This is a genomic window from Flavobacterium arundinis, from assembly GCF_038289855.1.
Taxonomy (GTDB): Bacteria; Bacteroidota; Bacteroidia; order Flavobacteriales; family Flavobacteriaceae; genus Flavobacterium; species Flavobacterium arundinis.
This window is the reverse complement of sequence record NZ_JBBYHR010000011.1, coordinates 62,221-84,323: the sequence shown is the minus strand read 5'-3', so window position 1 is coordinate 84,323 and position 22,103 is coordinate 62,221. Positions and strand designations below refer to the sequence as shown.

19 protein-coding genes are annotated in these 22,103 nt (G+C 41.9%); 17 read left to right on the top strand and 2 right to left on the bottom strand.

Features of this window, described 5'->3' with window-relative positions:
* The first annotated feature begins 34 nt into the window (after positions 1-34).
* From AAEO56_RS17285 to AAEO56_RS17245, 9 genes are read left to right on the top strand one after another with little or no spacing between them, the layout of a single operon-like run.
* Entirely contained in the window at positions 35-1,723 is a 1,689-nt protein-coding gene (locus tag AAEO56_RS17285; protein ID WP_341698326.1) for a DUF6909 family protein, read from the top strand.
* Positions 1,724-1,726: 3 nt separating this feature from the next.
* The gene (locus AAEO56_RS17280) at positions 1,727-2,734 is read left to right on the top strand and encodes a hypothetical protein (RefSeq protein ID WP_341698325.1); all 1,008 of its coding nucleotides are present in this window, start codon (positions 1,727-1,729) and stop codon (positions 2,732-2,734) included.
* 2 nt (positions 2,735-2,736) lie between these two features.
* Positions 2,737-3,747, top strand: coding sequence for a dTDP-glucose 4,6-dehydratase (gene rfbB / locus AAEO56_RS17275; protein ID WP_341698420.1), 1,011 nt, complete (start codon positions 2,737-2,739; stop codon positions 3,745-3,747).
* 7 nt (positions 3,748-3,754) lie between these two features.
* Positions 3,755-4,615 (top strand): glucose-1-phosphate thymidylyltransferase RfbA, encoded by an 861-nt coding sequence (rfbA, locus tag AAEO56_RS17270; protein WP_341698324.1) that lies wholly within the window; start codon positions 3,755-3,757, stop codon positions 4,613-4,615.
* A 1-nt stretch (position 4,616) separates the two neighbouring features.
* Positions 4,617-5,168, top strand: coding sequence for a dTDP-4-dehydrorhamnose 3,5-epimerase (gene rfbC, locus AAEO56_RS17265; RefSeq protein WP_341698323.1), 552 nt, complete (start codon positions 4,617-4,619; stop codon positions 5,166-5,168).
* Positions 5,162-6,007 carry a dTDP-4-dehydrorhamnose reductase gene (gene rfbD / locus AAEO56_RS17260; protein WP_341698322.1) on the top strand — a complete coding sequence of 282 codons (846 nt, stop codon included), beginning with the start codon at positions 5,162-5,164 and terminating at the stop codon, positions 6,005-6,007. Before rfbC ends, rfbD begins: the two co-directional genes overlap by 7 nt.
* A complete protein-coding gene (locus AAEO56_RS17255; protein WP_341698321.1) occupies positions 6,000-6,956 on the top strand; it encodes a glycosyltransferase family 2 protein in 957 nt (318 codons plus the stop codon). Before rfbD ends, AAEO56_RS17255 begins: the two co-directional genes overlap by 8 nt.
* A gap of 6 nt (positions 6,957-6,962) precedes the next feature.
* On the top strand, positions 6,963-7,727 hold the full coding sequence (locus tag AAEO56_RS17250) for a class I SAM-dependent methyltransferase (RefSeq protein ID WP_341698320.1): 765 nt from the start codon (positions 6,963-6,965) through the stop codon (positions 7,725-7,727).
* A gap of 11 nt (positions 7,728-7,738) precedes the next feature.
* Complete coding sequence (locus AAEO56_RS17245) at positions 7,739-9,874, top strand: DUF6311 domain-containing protein (protein WP_341698319.1); 2,136 nt, start codon at positions 7,739-7,741, stop codon at positions 9,872-9,874.
* Positions 9,875-9,930: 56 nt separating this feature from the next.
* On the opposite strand, the gene AAEO56_RS17240 is transcribed toward AAEO56_RS17245, so the two are convergent.
* Entirely contained in the window at positions 9,931-11,415 is a 1,485-nt protein-coding gene (locus AAEO56_RS17240; protein ID WP_341698318.1) for a glucosyltransferase domain-containing protein, read from the bottom strand.
* Between the two features lie 248 nt (positions 11,416-11,663).
* Here AAEO56_RS17240 and AAEO56_RS17235 point away from each other — a divergent pair, with 248 nt between their 5' ends.
* From AAEO56_RS17235 to AAEO56_RS17225, 3 genes are all read left to right on the top strand, one after another.
* Positions 11,664-12,188 carry a hypothetical protein gene (locus AAEO56_RS17235; protein WP_341698317.1) on the top strand — a complete coding sequence of 175 codons (525 nt, stop codon included), beginning with the start codon at positions 11,664-11,666 and terminating at the stop codon, positions 12,186-12,188.
* Between the two features lie 181 nt (positions 12,189-12,369).
* Complete coding sequence (locus AAEO56_RS17230; protein ID WP_341698316.1) at positions 12,370-13,644, top strand: oligosaccharide flippase family protein; 1,275 nt, start codon at positions 12,370-12,372, stop codon at positions 13,642-13,644.
* Entirely contained in the window at positions 13,641-14,891 is a 1,251-nt protein-coding gene (locus tag AAEO56_RS17225; protein WP_341698315.1) for a hypothetical protein, read from the top strand. Before AAEO56_RS17230 ends, AAEO56_RS17225 begins: the two co-directional genes overlap by 4 nt.
* Positions 14,892-14,952: 61 nt before the next feature.
* On the opposite strand, the gene wecB is transcribed toward AAEO56_RS17225, so the two are convergent.
* Positions 14,953-16,074 carry a non-hydrolyzing UDP-N-acetylglucosamine 2-epimerase gene (wecB, locus tag AAEO56_RS17220; protein WP_341698314.1) on the bottom strand — a complete coding sequence of 374 codons (1,122 nt, stop codon included), beginning with the start codon at positions 16,072-16,074 and terminating at the stop codon, positions 14,953-14,955.
* Positions 16,075-16,154: 80 nt separating this feature from the next.
* On the opposite strand from wecB, the gene AAEO56_RS17215 reads away from it, so the two are divergent.
* The 5 genes from AAEO56_RS17215 to AAEO56_RS17195 all read left to right on the top strand — a co-directional run bounded on the left by AAEO56_RS17215 (position 16,155) and on the right by AAEO56_RS17195 (position 22,098).
* Positions 16,155-17,279: a glycosyltransferase family 4 protein gene (locus AAEO56_RS17215; RefSeq protein WP_341698313.1), complete on the top strand. Its 1,125-nt coding sequence runs from the start codon at positions 16,155-16,157 to the stop codon at positions 17,277-17,279.
* Positions 17,280-17,392: 113 nt separating this feature from the next.
* Positions 17,393-18,505, top strand: a complete 1,113-nt coding sequence (locus AAEO56_RS17210) for a DUF1972 domain-containing protein (protein ID WP_341698312.1) — start codon at positions 17,393-17,395, stop codon at positions 18,503-18,505.
* Entirely contained in the window at positions 18,441-19,799 is a 1,359-nt protein-coding gene (locus tag AAEO56_RS17205; RefSeq protein WP_341698311.1) for an O-antigen ligase family protein, read from the top strand. The genes AAEO56_RS17210 and AAEO56_RS17205 overlap by 65 nt, the downstream gene beginning before the upstream one ends.
* On the top strand, positions 19,744-20,727 hold the full coding sequence (locus tag AAEO56_RS17200; protein WP_341698310.1) for a UDP-glucuronic acid decarboxylase family protein: 984 nt from the start codon (positions 19,744-19,746) through the stop codon (positions 20,725-20,727). Before AAEO56_RS17205 ends, AAEO56_RS17200 begins: the two co-directional genes overlap by 56 nt.
* Positions 20,728-20,730: 3 nt before the next feature.
* Positions 20,731-22,098 (top strand): undecaprenyl-phosphate glucose phosphotransferase, encoded by a 1,368-nt coding sequence (locus AAEO56_RS17195; RefSeq protein ID WP_341698309.1) that lies wholly within the window; start codon positions 20,731-20,733, stop codon positions 22,096-22,098.
* Positions 22,099-22,103 lie beyond the last annotated feature (5 nt).

Sequence of the window (22,103 nt, the reverse complement as noted above, 5' to 3'; positions counted from 1 at the left end):
ATAAAATCAATACATTTGCCACAAAATACTACGAATGCAGGGAATTAAAAACATATCAAGGTCGAGGGCGCAGGAATCTTCTGCGGCTATTGAGCGACTTTACATAACGATGCGGCACTTATTTAACCGCGGGTTTTACAAACCAATGGGCATATCGGGTGATACTTTAAGGGAAGCGCTACTGTCCCTTCGCCCCGAAATATACGGCTCGATTGCCGAGGAAAAAGCCGAGCTGAACGGGCTGCTGTATGTTATAGAGCGCTTGCCGGTAGGGATAGAGGAGTGCAGGTTCATTAACCTTACATCCGATGAAGGTTATTCGAAATCGCATTTTAAGGCTATAGTACCTCCGAAAAGAAGGCGTAACTGCTACCGTATCGACGAAGAGCAGATGAACGTGGAAATTACGCGTGGCCGCTCTGATATTTATGATATCATGACGCACCTTACTTTTATTTTTATCGAATCGCATAAGATAAAAGACAGGGTACTGGTAGACGATAATGGCGAGATTGCCCGCGACTGGGTAAAGCTGGAGCAGGCGATACAGCAAGAGAAAAAGCTAACACTTGAAGAGCGCGAAAAAGCGATATCGCATGTTTCGAATGTGCTGGGCAGGACATTTGCAGAGATTATAGATATCTACGATGCTTTTGGTTCAGCGGCAGCGCCCGACAGGTTCCTTCACGTTATTTACCACCTTGGCAAACTTGCGATAGAAGAAGCTATGGGTGGTGCAAAAAGGACCATTACCTTCAGCCCGATACTCCGCGAAAGGCTGGGGCACCACATTCATGGAGAGATATGGGCCAATAATATCAAGAATGTATTAAAGCAAAATGGGCTTCTCGAAAGGCCGATACACATCATCAGTGCCAACATGCACAGCGTGATGAACTCTATTTTTGCAACCCCGCTGCTCAAAACGAAATTTAAGGATAAAGATGATTTCTTTATTTATGAGGAACTAAGCAAATCGGGGAATAATGCCATGAGGGCAAAGATCGAGGAAGCAGCACTGAAAAGCGGCATGATAGCAATGCCCGATACATCGGGTACGAATATCGATGTACAGATATTTGACACTGCTAAAATAGATTTTTCCAAAAGCGCATTTCCTTCGGCTAAACTTGCTGAAGACAAGCCGGTAATTATAGTCATGGACTACGCTTTTGGCGAACAGGCCTATGAAACCATAGATGAGCTGCTAAAACCGTTCAAGGAAGACAACATCCGTACTTTTATGAATGTGGAGTCGGTATCCATTATGGGCAAGGCAGGTATATTGGAAGGCAACAAAGGCGATATCATGATTCCGTCTGCCCACATAAATGAGGGCACTGGCGATAATTATCCGTTTGAAAATGAGCTAACCGCCGCCATGTTTGAAGGCGAAGGCATACCGGTATACGTTGGCCCTATGGTTACAGTGCTGGGTACATCGCTCCAGAACAAAGACCTGCTTAAGTTTTTCAACGAATCGACATGGGGTGTGAGCGGCCTGGAAATGGAAGGTGCTTATTACCAGAAGGCAATACAGTCGGCATCGAAGATCAGGAAAAGCATCAATCCTGATGTAAAAGTACGCTACGCCTATTACGCTTCGGATAACCCGCTCGAAACCGGCAGCACGCTGGCCTCCGGAGGATTGGGTACAACAGGCGTAAAACCCACTTATCTGATAACTATTAAGATACTCGAACAAATATTCAATATTCAATAAAATATGGCAAACCAAACGAATAACGATCCTGACAGGGAAATCGACTTGTCGGAGGTATCGGCAAAAGTAAAAGGCTATTTTACACGTGTTAATGACTCATTTTTTGACGGGATATTATTTATAAAGCGCAACATTATTCTTATAGCAGGTATTGTACTGGTTGGTGCGGGACTGGGCTTCTATTTGGATATGGGCCCGAAAACCTATTCGAACAAAGTAATTGTTCACCCCAACTTCCAAAGTGTTGATTATCTTTATGAGGCTGTTGAGGGGATAAATTTGAAAATTAAGCAACGCGACACCCTTTTCCTTAAAAGTATTGGGATAAAGAAACCAAAGCGTTTTCTTAAGATAGAAATTGAGCCGCTTATTGATATTTATAATTTCATGAACCAGTCTGAAAATGACCAGAAAGAAGACAGAGACAGGAAAATGGATGTATTTAAGCTCATTGCTGAAGACGGTGACATGAAGGAGATCCTAAAGGATCCTACAACGAGTAAAAATTATGATAACCATCTCATTGAAATAATCTCAAAAGAAAAAACAAAACAATCGGATATTGTAGACCCGGTTATGGCTTATCTTAACTCGAATCCTTATTTTAAGCGGATTCAGGAGGAACAAATAAATAATGTGAATATTAAATTAGCCGCTAATGATTCTGTAATTAAGCAGGTGGATAAGATATTGAGCTATATTGTTAATCCCGGCAAAAGCCCTGGAGCGAATACGATGTATTATAGTGACAATTCACAGTTAGGCGATGTGTTGCAATTTAAGAATGCGATTTTGGCAGAGCAGGCAAGACTAAGGATAAACAAAGCCAATTACACAGAAATATTTAAGGATCGCGGCATACTGCTTAATGAAAAAAGCAGCGATGTTGTATCCGGCAATATGAAATTTATTATTCCGGTCTTGTTCTTGATATTCTTTGTAATTCTGGTATTATTCAGATCGTATTACAGGAGCCAGATAAATAAGAGAAAAATTGTAATTACAGAATAATGATCAAATCGCTGTTAATCACCGGAGGGGCAGGCTTTATAGGCTCGAACTTCATAGTGCATTTCCTGGAGAATAATCCGGAATATTTTGTGGTGAACCTTGACAATCTTACCTACGCGGGTACTTTGGATAACCTGACAGAGATTGGTGACAACAAAAATTATAAGTTTGTTGAAGGCGATATTTGCGACAGGGTTTTTGTCGATAGCCTGTTCAAAGAGTATGACTTCAGGGGAGTGATCCATTTTGCCGCAGAGTCACATGTTGATAATTCAATATCAGGGCCGGAAGCATTTATACGCACCAATGTGCTCGGGACCTTTAACTTGCTCGACGCGGCAAGGAACAACTGGATGTCAGCGCCGCAACAGTACAAGCAGGGATATGAAGGATGTCGTTTCCACCATATCTCTACCGATGAGGTTTATGGCACACTTGGAGCGGAAGGCCTGTTTACCGAAGAAACTCCCTATGCGCCAAACAGTCCGTATAGTGCCTCTAAGGCATCGAGCGACATGATCGTGAGGAGTTATTTCCATACGTACGGAATGGATGTGGTAACCACTAATTGCTCTAATAACTATGGTCCAAAACAGCATATTGAAAAACTGATACCTACGATTATAAGAAAAGCGCTTGTCGGCGAAAACATCCCCATTTACGGGACGGGCGAGAATGTGAGGGACTGGCTGTATGTGCTGGATCATTGTACAGGCATAGAATTGGTATATAAAAAAGGAAGATCCGGCGAAACCTACAACATAGGTGGCAGGAACGAAAGGAACAACCTGTATATTGCCAATAAGATATGCGACCTTATGGACACCATGAAGCCAAAAGCAGAAGGCCGTTACAGCGACCAGATAGCGTTTGTAAAAGACAGGCCGGGCCATGACATGCGCTATGCTATTGATGCTTCTAAAATAGAAAATGAACTGGGCTGGAAAGCCGATGAAAATTTTGAAACAGGAATTGTAAAGACCATTGAGTGGTATTTGCATAAGCTAACATAAAAAGCTGATGAAAGGAATAATACTGGCAGGAGGTTCCGGAACCAGGCTGCACCCGCTTACGCTGGCCGTGAGCAAGCAGTTAATGCCGATATACGACAAACCGATGATCTATTATCCGCTATCCACATTGTTATGGAGCGGTATCAGGGAAATACTGATAATATCTACACCACATGACCTCCCATTGTTCAGGCAGTTGCTCGGCGATGGCAGTAAGCTTGGATGCCGTTTTGAATATGCAGTGCAGGAGCTGCCCAACGGGCTTGCCGAGGCATTTATAATAGGAAAAGAATTCATCGGGAATGATAAAGTGGCCCTGATACTGGGTGATAATATCTTTTACGGCACGGGGCTTTCTACACTGTTGCAAAATAACAGCAACCCGGATGGCGGTATCATTTATGCCTACCATGTGCACGACCCGGAGCGCTATGGCGTAGTGGAATTTGATGACCATGGAAAAGTGCTTTCGATAGAAGAAAAACCGGAAACACCAAAATCGAATTATGCGGTGCCGGGTATTTATTTTTATGATAACGATGTGGTAGATATTGCCGCGAATATAAAGCCAAGCCACCGTGGTGAACTTGAGATAACCGACGTGAACAGGGAATACCTGAATCGCGGAAAGCTGAAAGTGAGTATATTGGACAGGGGCACAGCATGGCTGGACACCGGTACTTTCAACTCACTCATGCAGGCGGGGCAATTTGTACAGGTAATAGAAGAGCGACAGGGACTCAAGATAGGGGCTATTGAAGAGGCTGCCTATAAAATGGGCTTCATTACAGGAGATGAATTAAAAAAACTTGCCGAACCTTTATTGAAAAGCGGGTACGGCACACATTTATTAAGCATAATATCGTAAGATGACGTTTACACCTACTAAGCTGGAAGGCTGTTATATATTAGATCCTGCCATTATAAAAGATGAGAGGGGCTACTTTATGGAAAGCTTCAACGAAAGCAAATTTGAAGCCGGTACAGGCACAAAAACGCATTTTGTACAGGACAACCAGTCGTTCTCGTCAAGAGGTGTACTAAGGGGACTTCACTACCAAACAGGCGAGCATGCGCAGGCAAAGCTCGTTAGGGTGCTTAAGGGCGAAGTGCTGGATGTGGCGGTTGATATAAGGCCCGGATCTCCAACTTTTGGCCAGCATGAAGCGGTATTGCTTTCGGGCGAAAACCAAAGGCAGTTTTTTGTGCCAAGAGGATTCGCACACGGCTTTCTGGTGCTGAGCGAAACCGCTGTCTTTTTCTATAAGTGCGATAATTTTTATAATAAAGAGTCGGAAGGTGGCATCATTTATAATGATCCGTCTATTGGAATAGAGTGGGGTATGCCCGAGGGCGATTTCACTATATCTGAAAAAGATACTATTTTGCCAACCCTCCAAAACAGCAGGGCGGTATGGTAGTGTTAGTAACAGGCGGCAACGGGCAACTGGGCCAGGCATTGCAGGCTATAGCGCCGCAATATGATAAATTGCGGTTTTATTTTGCATCTTCGCAGGAAGCAGATATCACGAACATTGATAGCCTGAACGCTATATTTGCCAAAGTAAAACCGGCCTACTGCATTAATGCGGCTGCGTATACAGCCGTTGATAAAGCCGAAAGCGAACCTGAAAAAGCACATCTTATAAATGCAGAAGGCGCTAAAAACCTTGCTGAAGCGTGCTTGCAATACAACACAATATTATTGCATGTTTCAACCGATTTTGTATTTGACGGAAAGAAAAAAACGCCCTATACCGAAAATGATGAAACCGATCCGCAGGGCGTATACGGCCTGACCAAGCTGCAGGGAGAACTGGAGATACAGAATGTCTTACCCGAACATTTTATCGTGAGGACATCGTGGCTGTATTCGGAATACGGGAATAATTTTATGAAAACTATGATCAGGCTGGGCGGTGAACGCGACTCTTTGAGCGTTGTAGATGACCAGAAAGGTACCCCAACCAATGCTAATGACCTTGCCCGTGCCCTGGTACAGATGATACAAAGCGGTATAACGGAATATGGCATTTACCACTACAGCAACGAAGGCAGCGCCACATGGTATGATTTTGCAAAAAAAATATTTGATATAAACAATATTGCCATAGATTTACGCCAAATTCCTACAAGCGCATATCCAACGCCTGCCAAAAGGCCGGAGTACAGTGTGTTGGATAAGAGCAAGATAAAGAAGGTTTTTGGACTGGACATACAGGACTGGGAAACGGCATTAACGAAAACAGGACATGAGTAACGAAACTATTGATATATCTATCATTGCGCCTCTTTATAATGAGGAGCAGGTATTTTCCCTCCTTATAGAGAGACTGACTGCCGTTATTAATAAATGCGGATTTAGCTGTGAAGTAATTCTTGTGAATGATGGGAGCAGCGATGCTACAGACAGGCTTGTTGAAGAGCAATGTAAGAAAGACCCCAGGTTTACAGGTGTGCTTTTATCACGCAACCATGGTCACCAGCTTGCTGTTACGGCCGGGCTTTCGTATGTAAGGGGAAAAAAAGGGGCCATGATTATTGATGGAGACCTGCAGGACCCGCCGGAACTGATAACAGATTTTTATAAGATACTGAATGACGGGTATGACGTTATCTATGCAGTAAGGAAGAACCGCAAAGAAAGTATGCTTAAAAAAATGGCCTATAAAAGCTACTACCGTTTCCAAAAAAGCATATCCAGTTTTTCGATTCCTATTGACAGTGGCGATTTTTCGATGATCAGCCGCAGGGTTGTTGACATAATGAACGATATGCCGGAACAAAGCCGCTACCTTCGCGGTATGAGGGCATGGGTGGGCTTCAGGCAAAAGGCATTTGTATATGAAAGGGACGAGCGCCATGCAGGGGAAACAAAATACAGTTGGAGCAAATTGTTCCAGCTGGCATTCAACGGTATATTTAACTTCAGCGATTTTCCGATAAAGATTATCACTAGAATGGGTTTTATAACAGTGTTGGTCTCGCTTATTTTCTTTGGATACAACCTCTACAGAAAATTATTTTACAACGATGTTCCACAAGGATTTACAGCAACAATATTAACGATCATTCTTTTTTGTGGCGTGCAGATGATTTCCCTGGGCATCATTGGCGAATATGTACTCAGGATTTACAACCAGGTGCGTAACAGGCCATTATTTGTAGTGGATAAGGTCATACAGGAGGGTAAAGAAAAAACGGAATAAAGAAAGATGCAGCACGAATACTACAAGGAATATTATGACCTGGAACGCAGCCACTGGTGGTTTGTGGCACGCGAGCGAATAATAACCAACTATATAAAAAAACTCATAAGTACGGGAAAGCTTAAAGCAAACCCAAAAATCCTGAATGTGGGCTGTGGCCCGGGGAGAAGTTCCGAATATCTTTCGGATTTCGGAAAGGTTGTTTCCATAGAATATGATAAATTCTGTTGTGAATTTGCCTCAGAAAAAACAGGGCTTGAGATTATACACGGATCAATCACAGAATTGCCGTTTGAAGATAAAATGTTCGACCTTGTATGTGCTTTTGATGTAATAGAGCATGTAGAAGACCACCAAAAGGCAGTGCATGAAATGAAAAGGGTGGCTGTAGATGACGGGGTATTACTGATTACGGTTCCAGCATTTATGGATTTGTGGAGCCATCATGATGTTATAAACCATCACTTCAGGAGGTATAAGATGAAACAAATTGACGGCCTTTTCCAAAATGGTGAAAAAGGCAGGAATTTGTACTACACCTACTTTAATTCGTTTTTATTTCCACCGGTATATTTCTTCAGGAAGCTAAGCAATATGATGGGCAGCGGAAAAAAGAGAAAAGGATCCGGAAGTGATTTTGAAGCATTTAATCCCGGCCTTATAAACAGGATATTGTTTAAGATCATGGCATCTGAAAGCACATTTGTTAATGGTGGCATCAGGTTTCCTTTCGGGGTATCAATATTATATTGTTGGAAAAAAGAAATATGATCAGCAATTATATGGCAAAGCAAAGATCAATAGTATATTGGGGCATAATGGCGCTTGTCATAGTATGTTTCCATCTCACCTATGGACTGGATATCATAGTCCCAACGAATATCCGGTGGCTGATGGAAGCACACCACGATTGGGGTACTCATTATTTAGGATGGGCATTTTACAGAGATGCACCCTGGAGTTTTCCGATAGGCAATATACCGGATTATTGCTATCCTGCCGGGACAAATATAGGCCTTACCGATTCTATCGTGCTGCCAGCCCTTCTTTTAAAGCCTTTTTCCGGGATATTGCCCGAAGATTTTCAATATCTTGGGTTGTGGCTTTTGCTTTGTAACCTCATGGTCGCGCACTATACTATCAAGATCCTTGATATTTACAAGGCAAAAGCTGTTTATGTAATACTTGCTGCGATTTTCGTAGTCCTCAGCCCGGTGTTATTTTTCAGGGGGATGCACCCTTCGCTGTGTGCTCACGGATTTATACTGGCATCAATATATTACTATTTAAAACCGGCAACGGCAGCAACAGCGGCGGCCATTAACAGGTCGCAGGTAGTACTGGTGCTCATTGTTTCGCTGATAAGCCCTTACCTATGGCTTATGATAATAGGGTTTACTGTTATTTTACCGCTTAAGCACTGTTATTACCAAAAACTCTTCACATGGAAACAGGGACTCAAATACCCTGTTATAGCCATGCTTGGGAGCCTTCTGCTTTGGATCGTTGTAGGGGTAATCTCTTTTGATACTGGAGGCCTTGAGGTGCAAAACAGCTACGGGCAGTATAGTTTTAACCTTAATTCGTTTTATAACCCGTCAGGATTTTCAATGTTCGTTCCTACAATTCCGTGGCTGCGCCCTGAACACCAATATGAAGGTTTTCTTTACCTGGGCGTGGGCCTGATGGCACTGGCTATACTTGTGATAGGCTATCTTATAATAACGCGCAGTATAACAAGGATCTTTAAAAATAAATACCTGATACCATTATTGGTATTGACTATCCTTCTCGCGCTTTTCGCCATTACCAACGAGGTGAGCATTAATGACAAGGTGCTTTTTACATATCCGATACCGAAATTTATCAAGCAGATAGGCAGCACTTTCAGGGCGAGCGGCAGGTTTATGTGGTTGGCCTATTACCTGTTCTTTATTTTTGTCCTTGTCGTTTTCGTGAAAAGCAAGGCTCCACATTGGGTGAAAGTTCCGTTGCTGGTCGTAATCGTTGCGTTTCAGATATACGACGTAAAGAACCTTTATACCTTTAAACAGCGTAATTACGGAAGCTATGACAGCCCTCTTAATGAAACCAGGTGGAATGAGATAATTCCGCATTATGACAGGATAATCACTTATCCGCCGTTCACTTTTACATTGGTGAACAATATGGACTACCAGGACCTGTGCTTTTTGGCGCTCAAAAACAAAAAAGCGATCACACTGGGATATTCGGCACGGGTAGATGTGAAAAAATATGAGACATATACAGAATCGCTCACGAATGACCTGACGTATGGTAAGGTTAAGGAAAACGAACTGTATATCACCACACCGCAAAATCTGGACGCTTTTGGGGCGATCATTCGTAATAAGGATATTCAGATAGACCTTATTGACGGCTATTACCTGTTTTACCATAAAAGGAAACGTTCGGATGGCTTGAAAAGGGATGCAGCCACACAAAAACAGCTGGACTCGGTCAGGACAGTATATTCCAAAGATCCCGGGACTAAATTTGTAAAAGTCATAAAAAGGCCTGATTTCCCAAAGGATGAAATAAAATACAATATAGAGGACATTTATATAAATAATAATTTCATAAAGATCTCCGGATGGGCATTCATCAAAGATAAGTCCAATAATAAGGGTGATGTATTATATATAACGCTATCGACCCAGGACACGACCTACATATCGGAAGCCACACAGATAGTGCGGCCCGACATTACACAAGGCTTTAACAGAGAAGACCTGTCAAGCTCCGGTTTTTCAACGTCGGTCTTTACAGACAATATATTACGAAAGGATTATACTGTAGGGATCGCTGTTAAGGATAAAAATGATAAATGGACATTTATTAATTTAGGGACCGCAAAAGAAATTAAAGATAAAAAAACCTTTGGTAACTATAAGTAGGCATACCAAAGGGGTCCGGAACTGACAAAGGATTAATATAAAAGGAAATAAATAACTTACATCTCTACCCCCCATAGCGGCGCGCCCTTGGTTTGCCCTAACCGCACTATTATTACATTGTCCACGCGCTTTATATAACCATCTTTAGGCCATAATGGCATCGGTGCAATAGAGTCTTTCATTTTATTAAAGGTCTCAGGGTTGTCTATTACCTTATAGTATGCGACATCGGTGAACTTCATAAATCCAGTGATCCTGTGATTGCTGCCACCGTCCCACGAAAAGAAAGAGCCCCCGAAGACCTCAGATCTCGGGACCCTGAATTTGTCATGTTCTTCAAAAGGCAGCCCTCCATAAAAGTACACATAGTCTTTAGTAGGATCAAAATCAGGATATTTGGTTTTTATAGTCTGATCTATATTTTTTGCTATGTTAATGTCATGGTTATATATTTTTGACTGTGACCAGAACAGCATGGTTATAAAATAAATATTAGCCACAGCGATCAGCGACACAAGGTTCAGAGAAAGCTTGCTAAATGAGACGGTCGAGGCGAACTGCATAATGATAAAACCGAACACGATGCCCGAAGCGACATAAAGCCTTGGCGGGTGATAACCATTTGTAATAAAAAACGACATAAAGAACGGCAAGAGCAGCATACCTGTTAAAAGGAGTGCACGGATGGCAAAATGCTTTCGGTCCCAAATGATAAAACGGACCAGGAGGATCAAAACAGCTACAGTTGCAACAATGAAAGTTTTAGCGCCATAGTAAGAATTACCGGCAAGATTGGTAAACCATAATTTCAGGAAGCCTGATATTCCGGTATCAGAAGTCCCCGAAGTATAATAATCCGCGAGTCCTGCACCGGGAGGGCAGAGTATCTTTACAGAAAGATAGTAGAATAGTACGGAGGACACACAAAGCCCCACGAATAAAAGGAACTTCTTTAGTTCTCCTTTAAAAGAATACTCGCTGTAAAATGTGTTTTGGAAAAGTATTATCGTAAAAATAATCACGGGGATCATAGCCAATGATTGGTTTAGCGCGATCGTGAACATGAACAAAAGAGCTGACACAGTAAAATTAACTGCGCTTTTTAAAGAAATAGGCCCATTAATGGATTTCAGAAAGAAGGAAACAGCTAACGCCCCAGTAAGAAAACCACAGCCCAATACATCACTTTGCATGGTGAATACCAGCTGGTAGGCCATCTGGGGGAATGTTAAGAATAAGCCACAGAATACATACGCCGCCAAGCCGCCAAGCCGGAACAGCTTTGACACTTCTACCGATGCCAGGCTTAGAAATATAAGCCCGAGCAGTAATGAAAAATAGGGGGTTATGCCTCCAAAAATGTAATAGCGGAATAAGGTAGTGCCCCATCGGCCAAGGTTTAATACATAATCCTGTGAGAATACCTGTTCGCTATCTATGCTTAAGGAGAAATTCGATAGGGCAAATCCGTAGGTAATAAAAGATATAAGGATCGAGAAAATAAGAAGTTTGTAATATCCGGATGAGAATGGCTTTATCATTTTTGCAAGATTTGGAAGATTTCCCCAAAAGTAAAACTTTTTACCGAACGGCAAAGCACCTTTCGAAAAGCCTCCTAAGGTTAGGGTTATATTTTATCTTATAAAAAGGAAATTTTACGCGGTTTACAAAAAAAAATGATAATTGTAAAAAAATAACGGTAAAATATTAACTTTGCGCGGTTCGGGAATTATGTGGGATCATGTATAGTACCCGCGAATACAGAAAGAAATTTAATTATACTAATAAAATGGATCACATTAGAAACGGCATTGCGATATGCCTCCTCTTAGTAACGCTGGCAGGCTGTAAAAATGAAAAACAAGCAGAACCTGCAAAACAGGAATCCGCTAAACAGGCTGCACAGGTAGTAGTCGAAATGGTGGTTAAGAACGATGATTTATTTCAGTTGTTCTATACCGAAGGCACTTCTGATTTTGGGCCTAACAGTATATATGTAAAAGTGTCGGGAAAGGCGGAGAGCCAGGCGATAGTATTTGATCTGCCAGGCGATGCCATTGTTGGAAATCTCAGGTTTGACACAGGACAGAACGAATCTCAGGGCGAAATGATAGTTAATAAAATGGTTGTTAAGATAGGCGATAAGGAATTGGAGATTAGCGCTGCCGATTTCTTCAAATACTTTACGCCCTCAGACTACGTAAAAGCAGACCCTGCCAAATTTTCGTTCACAGGCTTAAAAGTAGATGGCATATACGACCCGTTCTTCAGTGGGAATAACGAACTTGTGGAGGTATTAAAAAAGATTAACTAAAGGCAGCTGCTAAAAAGCAGCATGATCATGTATTGTGGCTATAGCAATACTTTCGCTTCTGGGTTTACCCTTAAGGGGACGTTTCTATGAGCAGCAGCATTTCCCGCCGGGCTTTATTCCCCGTGAATTTACAAAAGAAGGCATATAGTCCCTAATATATTGTGGACATAATTAATGCAATATGGATTTAGAAAAGCTGTCTTCATTGTTAAAAAATAAAAAAACGCAAAATTTTTTTATCTACGGGGTGGGTCAGGCTTTTAATCTTATAAGCCCATTATTGGTCATTCCCTATATTGTTGCCGTTTGTGGCGAGGAAGGTTTGGGGAAAACAGGCCTGGGCTTTGCACTGTCATTGTTCCTGATCCTAATTGTCGATTATGCCTTCGATGTAAAGGGTACGAAGCAAGCCTCAGAAATGAGGGATGACAGGCAACAGCTTGAGAAGCTTTTTATAAATACTATCGCGATAAAATGCCTGCTGTTTCTGGCAGTAGTGGCGATCTTCCTCGCTCTGGTATTTTTTGTGCCTTTTTTCCAGGATGAAAAGCCGCTGTTTGCACTAAGCCTCTCTATTGTACTGGCACAGGTGTTCACACCCCACTGGTTTCTTCAGGGAACAGAACAGTACACGGCGGCAAGCATAATTAATATTTGTTCAAAAGGATTTTATTTGCTGTTAGTCTATAGCTTTGTTGCCAACAATGGAGATTATATATATGTCAATCTTTTTTTAGGGGGTAGCTCACTGGTCTTTAATATAGTGGGGCTGGCCTATATAATGAACAGATATTCATTTAAAATAGCGGTACCGGTAGTAAGCGAGGTGACCGCCATACTTAAGGGCGATTTTTCCTTTTGCATTTCGCAACTTTTCCTTTCAGCCAGGCAGCTGCTACCCATTGTCCTGGTCAGTTATTGTTTAGGGTATTATACTGCAGGACAATATAAGATCATAGAGCAGGTAATTACTTCATCAAGGACATTCATCCAGGTTTTTCTGAGGTATTTCTATCCGCTCGTTTGCTATAAAGCGGCAGAAGACCTCAAAGCTGGATTCCGTTTCTGGAAGAGGTACAGTACCTCTGATTTTCTCATTGTCCTGGCCGCAATGTCAGTAATAGCTTTAATGCCTGAGCAGTTACTATATTTTTTCAACGCCTCTGAAGAATCTGTAAATGAGCTCACACCGCCACTCTTTCTTGTACTGCTGGTACCTCCGCTTATGGCGGCCTCTACTGCGTTGGAGCAGCTTATGATGATAGCCAACAGGAACAAGGAATATATAAGAATAGTTATCAGCGTCACCATCATCAGTATAGTATCGATGTTCTCTATCCTGGGTAAGTTTGGGATAATAGGCCTGATCGCTACCTTTATTGCCGCTGAACTGTTGTTTATAAGCCTGTATTTTAAAAATTCTTATCTACATTTAAGTCATAAAACCAACGAATGAAGGTAATTGTCCCTGCAAATATTTTTTATCAGGCACTTTTTGTGCTATGTATAGCAATGCCTTATTTTGACAATTATGAGATTACCTTTATGGTATGGTCTTTTACGGCAGCGGCTACAATTTGCAGAAAATACAGCATGGAAATTATAAAGCAGCTTGCCTGTTTTGCCGGGATATTACTCATTGCCTTTTTCGCAATGTTTTTCGGCAAATACCAGATGTATAATATAATACGCGATTTTACATACCTGATTAAACCTGTATTAGGACTGCTCATTGGCTACCAGATATGCAAAAGGTCATATACTGGAATTTTTCGACTGATCGTTATAACAGGAGCAATTATAGCATCGCTGCATTATATAAAACTTGCTATCGCTGTACTGGTACTGCATGCCCATACCGTGAATGATATAAGACAACACGCGGGGTATTTTAGCGATTTTGAAGTATTTGCTTTAATACTTTTGTTGTTTTACAAACGTTTTGATCTTGGTTTTTCCAAAAAGCAGGTGTATGTATTGGTTGCGTTCATAGGATTTTCGGTATTCATGTATATGGCCAGGACAAATTTTATACAAGTAGTGGTATTATCCATGGCCATGAAAAATTATTTTAAGATCAACCGGAGGTCCGTGATACTATTATCGTCCACAATTATGCTTGTTGTAATAGGATATTCGGCAATACTTTATTATAACCCTAAACGGAACGGGGATGGCCTTGAAGCGTTGCTTTATAAAATTAAACTCGCCCCACTGGAGCCATTCCGTACACATGTAGACCTAACAGATTGGAAAGAATTCAACGATAACTACCGCTCTTACGAGAACATTATGACGATGAAGCAGGTTCCGGCCGAAGGTGTGCCCGCAGTACTCTTTGGCAAAGGAATGGGATCTACCATAGACCTTAAAGTAAAAATGTGGCTTGGCGACCAGGAGATGAGGTACATCTCTATTTTGCATAACGGCTTTATGACAGTGTTCTTAAAATCGGGACTCTTAGGGATAGTGCTGTTTATAATATCCCTGCGTCTCAATTTTAAGAAACGAAGGAGTGTGCTGCCCCGGGTACGAGAGCTGAATTTGCTCATGCTGGGTACAGGAATATTTATGATAATTTCGGCATGGGTGTTTATGGGGCTGTACTTCCTCGCCGACACCAAATCCATACTTATCGGGATGTTCATATGTGCCAGAGAGGCCTATATAAAACAACAGGCTTCAGGCCATTTACAGGAATAGAAACAACAGCCATTTATATACCGCCTGATAAGGACCTGTTATCACGATGACATAGTAAGCGCTAAGAAAGCGCTATTCCAAGAATAATTTCTTTAATTTTTTCGCTTGATTTTCCATCGCCATAAGGGTTGGAGGCTGTGGCTATTGTTGCATAGTAAAGATCATCGTTAAGGAGCTTTTCGGTTTCGTAAACTATTTTTTCTTTGTCGGATCCTACCAATATAGCTGTACCCGCCTCTACACCTTCCATGCGTTCTGTCACATCCCGCAGTACCAGTACCGGCTTCCCAAGGCTGGGGGCTTCTTCCTGTATGCCTCCCGAATCGGTAAGTATAATGTTGCTTTTATTCATGAGCCATATCAGTTCATGATAATCCAGGGGCCTTATAAGTTCTATATTTCTCCGCTTCAGTATCTCGTGTGCTGTTGCTTTAATATTTGGGTTAGGGTGTACGGGATATACGATCTGTATATCCGGATATTTGTCGGCGATCTCCAGCAGGGCTTCGCAAATCTCCAAAAAAGGCTTCCCGAAATTTTCCCTGCGATGGCAAGTAACGAGCAGGGTCTTTTTACTAAGATCGATATTGCCGAATGTTTTATCCATACCAGCTTCACCTGTGGCTTCGATCTTTTCGATCCCTGCGAACAAGGCATCGATCACGGTATTGCCCACTACGTAAACATTTTCGGTAATGTTCTCCTGCAAGAGGTTGGCGCGTGCCTGCCCGGTCGGGCAAAAATGCAGGTGTGCGAGTTTTGATGTCAGCACCCTGTTGGCTTCTTCGGGAAATGGTGAGTATATATCATGGCTCCTCAGTCCGGCCTCGATATGGGCAACCTTTATTTTCTGGTAAAAAGCAGCCAACGAAGCAGCCAGCACCGTGGTAGTATCTCCCTGTACAAAAATAAGGTCAAATTTTTCTTTTAAAAGTATGTCGTTCGTGATCTTCAGGATCAGGTTCGATGTAAGTTCATGCAGCGTTTGGTTAGGGACCATGATATTAAGGTCGTAGTCTGCTTTAATATCAAAAAAATCAAGCACCTGGTCCAGCATTTCCCTATGCTGGGCCGTAATACCAACTTTAACCGAAAAACGGCTATCCTGCATAAATGTCTTAATAAGCGGTGCCATTTTTATAGCTTCAGGTCTCGTGCCAAAAAGGAATAGTATATTTTTCATTATGCTTTATGCAGGCAATTTGTTTATTGTCCGTAAAACTACTAATTAAAACTATATTTGCAAGGTTTAAAAATGATAGGATGAAAGTGTTATTTCAATCAAGAGCCAATCTTTATGCTGCCCCGGGCGGGGATCTTGTGCAGATGGAAAAGACCAGGCAATTTCTCGAAAAGCAGGGCATAAAAGTAGATATATCGTTAGATGCTGAGCCGGACCTGGATGGATATGACCTGGTGCACCTGTTCAACCTTATGGAGCCGCAGGACATTTATTTGCAGATGAGGAATGCGAAAAGGCAGGGAAAGAAGATTGTGCTATCAACGATATACGGCTTGTATACCGAATTTGAAAGGAAAGCAAGAGGAGGATTTTTCCAGAAAGTGGCCAATGTGCTTTCGCCATACCAGATAGGCTATATAAAAACGCTTGTAAAATATATTGCCGAAGGCAGGATCCATAAGGGCGTATATAAAATGCTCTTTAAAGGGTATTATGGATTGATGAAGGAAATAGTGGATAACACAAGCGTATTCCTTCCCAATTCCGACTCCGAGATGCAAAGGGTGGCACAGGAATTCAGGCTAAAAGGGTATAAATACTTTAGCGTGCCCAATGCCATAGATAAAGATGTGTTTAACGATGACAGTGCGAAAACAGGCGATAAATTCTCACAGTTTAAGGATTGTATTCTCTGTGCTGCACGCATCGAAGGTCGTAAGTCGACGTTAAACCTCGTAAGGGCAGTAAAAAATTCCCCGTATAAACTGGTATTAGTAGGTAAAGCATCCGCTAATCAAAAGGCGTATGTTGAGCAGGTGCGGAAAGAGGCAGGCGATAACGTGTTCTTTTTAGGCGTAATGCCTCATGAAGAGCTCCGCGAATTATATAAAGCAGCTAAGGTGCACGCCCTTGTGAGCTGGATGGAAACACCCGGCCTGTCATCACTCGAAGCTGGTGCCATGAACTGTAATATCGTAGTCACGAAAAAAGGGGATACTCAGGATTATTTCGGTGACTTTGCCTTTTATTGCGAGCCAGACGATGTAGATTCTATAAGAAAGGCTATCGACGAAGCATTCCGGGCAGATGTTGACCCGGGTCTTAAAAAAAGGATTCTTGAGAATTATACATGGGAAAAAACAGCTTCAGAAACAATAAAAGGCTACAAGCTTGCTTTGGCCGGCGATAAGGGTAACCATAATTAATCATATTCACTGTTCCGGCGAAATGCCTTTATTTTACTATAATTGCAAATAATGTTGAATGCCATAATGTATTTATATGTATTTTTGGCGCGCAGTGAAAGGAAATTGAATTCATGAAAGTAGCCATATTAGGTACAAGGGGCATCCCGAACTATTACGGAGGTTTTGAGCAGTTTGCAGAATACTTCTCGGTTTACCTTGCAAAAAAGGGGCATGAGGTATATGTATATAATTCGCACAACCATCCGTATCAGGAAAAGATGTTCAATGGCGTGCATATACTCCACCAATATGATCCCGAATACAAAGTAGGTACCTTTGGCCAGTTTATTTACGATCTCAATTGCATTCGCGATATTCGGAAAAGAGATTTTGACATTATACTCCAGCTTGGCTATACCAGCAGTTCGATCTGGTATTTCCTGCTCCCTAAAAGCGCAATTGTTATTACCAATATGGACGGCCTTGAGTGGAAACGCTCGAAATATTCGGCTCCCGTGCGCCGCTTCCTTAAATATGCAGAAAGGCTTGCCGCAATGCACAGTGATTACCTTGTTGCCGATTCGCTGGGCATACAGGCATTCCTGAAAGAAGAATACAAAAAAGAATCTACCTACATAGCCTACGGTGCCCACCCTTTTTATTCCCCGGATGAAAGTGTACTGGCAGAATATGATGTTGAAAAAGAAAATTTCAATATGATCATGGCCCGCTTCGAGCCGGAGAATAACCTCGATATGGTGCTTACCGGAGTAACAGAAGGTAACGATACCACACCGATACTGGTGGTAGGCAAGCATGAAACAAAGTATGGCGCCTACCTGAAAGAAAAATTTAAGAACCATCCTAATATAAGGTTCATAGGTGGTTTGTATAACATAGATCACCTTAACAGCCTGCGCTATTATTCAAAAATATATTTCCACGGCCATTCGGTGGGAGGTACCAACCCTTCGCTGCTTGAGGCTATGGCATCGCATGCTCTTATCGCTGCACACAATAATCACTTTAACAAAGGCGTTCTACAGGATAATGCCTATTATTTTGCCAACCCTAAAGAGGTTGCCAGCCTGCTTGCAACATTGCGAAAAAGTGAGGAACAGCAGAAAATAGAGAAAAATTTTAAAGCTATAGAGAAAAATTTTAACTGGGAAAAAATCAATGGGGACTATCTACAACTTTTCGAGCAATGCCTTATTAAAAAGAATAGGGCTTTCTCCGGGTAAAAAGCCATTGGTTTTTTTCATTTCGGCAGTACTCATAACCCTGCCCCTTGGCTATGCTTATAACAGTATTGTTCTCATACTGTTTGTTTTGTATTCATTGCTTTCCGCAAAGAAAGGGAATGTGCATATAAGCAAAATGCTCCTCCTGCCAATGTTCCTTTACGGTTTCATGGTTTTATCATTGCTATGGTCTATAGATATTGAAAGCACGCTCAAGGCGCTATCCAAAGAAGCAGCACTTTTGTTCGTACCCCTTGCATTTTTTTTTAACAGGCGGTTTATCAGGATGGGGAGGTGCGCTATACTTAAAAATTTCAGCAGGGGAATGGTGCTGGCCGGCATTGTAGTCCTGGCAAGGGCATTAATACGTTATATCCTTACCGGCAATACGGATGTTTTCTTTTATCATGAACTGGCTACCCGGGATATTAATGCCATCTATCTTTCAGCACTTTTCTCAGTACCTCTATTCTGGTTTCTTACGGTAAAAAGTAAATCGTTTTGGAACTATGCAGGGTTTATATTCCTTTTTGGGCTTATCTTTCTATTGGCTTCTAAAACTGTAATTATAGTAGATGTTTTGATTACAGGGATATACCTGCTCTTCTATACACGGATGCAAAAAAGGGCAAAGATCACGATGTTTGTACTATTTATGGCATCGGCAATAATTCTGGGCTACTATGGCAAGGTAGGAGAAAGGCTTGTTGCTGAATTTACCACAAAGTCCAAAACAGAAAACGGCGTTAATATACTTACTGTAAAAGAAGCGTGGGAAACGCAACGATTTACCCATAACGACTATTTTAACGGATCTGCTTTCAGGATATACCAAATCCGTATTTTTACAGAATTGCTTACAGAAGAGCCGATAGTATTTACCGGCTACGGCCTTAATGCATCGCCAAAAAAGGTATATGAAAAGGGCATAGAGCACAATGTAAGCCCGGACGATGGTACCGGATATGGTTATGGTGTCCAGAATTTCCATAACCAATATGTCGAAACATTTGCCGATTTGGGCATATTCGGCTTTCTTTTGCTACTGCTCATCCTGGGTGCTAATCTAAAAAAGGCATTTAAAACTAAAGATTTTATACATATTGCTTTTGCAATTCTTATGATAGCCTTACTTTTGACGGAATCATTTTTATGGAGGCAGCGGGGGATAGTGTTTTTCACAATGCTGTATTGCCTCTTTAATGGCTTGTTACCAAAAGGTTTTGATAAAGAAAGACATGAAAAGAATACTAATAACGGGAGCAGCAGGCTTCCTGGGGTCACACCTTTGTGACAGGTTTATAAAAGAAGGCTATTTTGTAATAGGGATGGATAACCTGATTACGGGTGACCTTAAAAACATCGAACATCTTTTTAAGCTGGAAAATTTTGAGTTCTACCACCACGATGTTACCAAATTTGTAAATATACCCGGCAATCTCGATTATATACTGCATTTTGCATCGCCGGCAAGCCCTATAGATTATTTAAAGATCCCGATACAAACCCTTAAGGTGGGTTCTTTAGGTACGCATAACCTTCTTGGCCTTGCGAGGGTAAAAAAAGCCAGGATACTTATAGCCTCAACTTCGGAGGTATATGGCGACCCTTTAGTACACCCGCAAACCGAGGATTATTACGGTAACGTAAACACCATTGGCCCCCGCGGCGTGTATGATGAGGCCAAGCGCTTCCAGGAATCCATAACCATGGCCTACCATACGTTTCACGGCGTAGAAACCCGCATAGTAAGGATATTCAATACCTACGGCCCGCGCATGAGGCTTAATGATGGCCGTGTAATTCCGGCATTCATAGGCCAGGCCCTAAGGGGAGAAGACCTCACCATATTTGGCGACGGTATGCAAACACGTTCTTTTTGCTATGTAGACGACCAGGTAGAAGGTATCTTCAGGCTGTTGCATTCTGATTATATTTATCCTGTTAATATTGGCAACCCCGATGAGATAACCATCAGGGATTTTGCCGAAGAAATAATCAAGCTGACAGGTACTAACCAAAAAGTGGTATACATGCCCCTGCCGGTAAACGACCCGCTGCAGAGGAGGCCGGATATTACACTTGCGAAAAAGCTCTTAGGATGGGAAGCCAAAGTGGGCAGGGCGGAAGGAATGAAAATAACGTATGATTATTTCAGCTCGCTTTCACAAGAAGAGCTGCAGAAGGAAGAGCATAAAGATTTCTCCGGTTTTATACATTAAGCAATGATTTTATCCGATAAAAGGAGGTATTCTAAATATTTAAGGCCCATCAGTATATTTTTCGATATACTGGTAATTACGTTTACATTCCAGTTCTTTTTCAGGGAGCACGGGCTTAATTACCTCCATTTCGGTGCCTACCAGATAGCCTGTTGGGCCATCATTTCCTATTTTTCGGGTTTCTACGGCGTGTACCGCTATACCCCGCCTATAAAGATCATGACCAAGCTGATGGGGCAGGGCGTCCTTTTCCTGCTGGTTGTCATTGCATTTTTCCCTTTTGCCAAGCACACTGTTTTTAGCGGGCAGGCTATCGCAGCCTATCTAACGACTGTTTTTATAATTATTGGTGTTTTCAAATTCCTGATGTTTTACTACCTGAAGCGCTACAGGGTAGTTACAGGAAGCAATTACAGGACGGCTATTATCATAGGGTATACCCCGCAGGCAATACGCCTTAAAGAGGTGTTTGAAACAAGGCCGGATTATGGCTATCGTTTCGTTGGTTTTTTTTCCGATAAAAAATCTAATCCGGAAGTTATAGGGAAAACAGCCGACATAAAAGACTACATCCTGCAAAACAATATTGATGAGATTTATTGTTCCCTCAATGAGATAAGCAACCTCCAGATTAAAGAACTCGTGGAGTTTGCCGACGCATATAAAAAAGTTATAAAATTCATTCCCGATACCGATGGCATCTTTTCTAAGAATCTAAAGATGGATTATTATGAAGTGTTCCCGGTACTTTCATTGCGCAAAACAGCCCTTCACGACCCGTTTGCCCAAATGATAAAAAGGATGTTCGACATCGTGTTCTCTTTATTGGTGGTCATATTGCTTTTATCCTGGCTTACTCCAATATTAGCACTCCTGATAAAGCTGGAGTCAAAAGGGCCTGTGTTTTTTAAGCAAAGCCGCCCGGGCCTCGATGAAAAAGAATTTTTTTGCTACAAGTTCCGCTCCATGCAGATAAACGAACGCACGGAACAATCGGTAGTTAAGAACGACCCGCGCATCACAAGGATAGGGAAGTTTATAAGAAAAACAAGTATCGACGAAATGCCGCAGTTTTTCAATGTATTAAAGGGAGAAATGTCGGTGGTGGGGCCGAGGCCCCATTTATGGTCGCAAAACAACCTGTACAGCAACCGCATTAAGAAATACATGGTAAGGCTTTATGTAAGGCCGGGTATTACAGGGCTGGCTCAGGTAAGAGGGTTCAGGGGCGAGATAAGCACCAATGAAGATATGATATTCCGCATTAAATATGATGTGTTCTACATAGAGAACTGGTCGTTGCTTCTGGATTTAAAAATTATAGTGCAAACCGTTGTAAACATCTTTATGGGCGACGAGAAAGCCTATTGATGCGT

Bases quoted from the DNA above. Each gene is read 5' to 3' on its own strand.
- AAEO56_RS17285 (WP_341698326.1), top strand. From the start codon at position 35: ATGCAGGGAATTAAAAACATATCAAGGTCGAGGGCGCAGGAATCTTCT.
- AAEO56_RS17280 (WP_341698325.1), top strand. From the start codon at position 1,727: ATGGCAAACCAAACGAATAACGATCCTGACAGGGAAATCGACTTGTCG.
- rfbA (WP_341698324.1), top strand. From the start codon at position 3,755: ATGAAAGGAATAATACTGGCAGGAGGTTCCGGAACCAGGCTGCACCCG.
- rfbC (WP_341698323.1), top strand. From the start codon at position 4,617: ATGACGTTTACACCTACTAAGCTGGAAGGCTGTTATATATTAGATCCT.
- rfbD (WP_341698322.1), top strand. From the start codon at position 5,162: ATGGTAGTGTTAGTAACAGGCGGCAACGGGCAACTGGGCCAGGCATTG.
- AAEO56_RS17255 (WP_341698321.1), top strand. From the start codon at position 6,000: ATGAGTAACGAAACTATTGATATATCTATCATTGCGCCTCTTTATAAT.
- AAEO56_RS17250 (WP_341698320.1), top strand. From the start codon at position 6,963: ATGCAGCACGAATACTACAAGGAATATTATGACCTGGAACGCAGCCAC.
- AAEO56_RS17245 (WP_341698319.1), top strand. From the start codon at position 7,739: ATGGCAAAGCAAAGATCAATAGTATATTGGGGCATAATGGCGCTTGTC.
- AAEO56_RS17240 (WP_341698318.1), bottom strand. From the start codon at position 11,415: ATGATAAAGCCATTCTCATCCGGATATTACAAACTTCTTATTTTCTCG.
- AAEO56_RS17235 (WP_341698317.1), top strand. From the start codon at position 11,664: ATGGATCACATTAGAAACGGCATTGCGATATGCCTCCTCTTAGTAACG.
- AAEO56_RS17230 (WP_341698316.1), top strand. From the start codon at position 12,370: ATGGATTTAGAAAAGCTGTCTTCATTGTTAAAAAATAAAAAAACGCAA.
- AAEO56_RS17225 (WP_341698315.1), top strand. From the start codon at position 13,641: ATGAAGGTAATTGTCCCTGCAAATATTTTTTATCAGGCACTTTTTGTG.
- wecB (WP_341698314.1), bottom strand. From the start codon at position 16,074: ATGAAAAATATACTATTCCTTTTTGGCACGAGACCTGAAGCTATAAAA.
- AAEO56_RS17215 (WP_341698313.1), top strand. From the start codon at position 16,155: ATGAAAGTGTTATTTCAATCAAGAGCCAATCTTTATGCTGCCCCGGGC.
- AAEO56_RS17210 (WP_341698312.1), top strand. From the start codon at position 17,393: ATGAAAGTAGCCATATTAGGTACAAGGGGCATCCCGAACTATTACGGA.
- AAEO56_RS17205 (WP_341698311.1), top strand. From the start codon at position 18,441: ATGGGGACTATCTACAACTTTTCGAGCAATGCCTTATTAAAAAGAATA.
- AAEO56_RS17200 (WP_341698310.1), top strand. From the start codon at position 19,744: ATGAAAAGAATACTAATAACGGGAGCAGCAGGCTTCCTGGGGTCACAC.
- AAEO56_RS17195 (WP_341698309.1), top strand. From the start codon at position 20,731: ATGATTTTATCCGATAAAAGGAGGTATTCTAAATATTTAAGGCCCATC.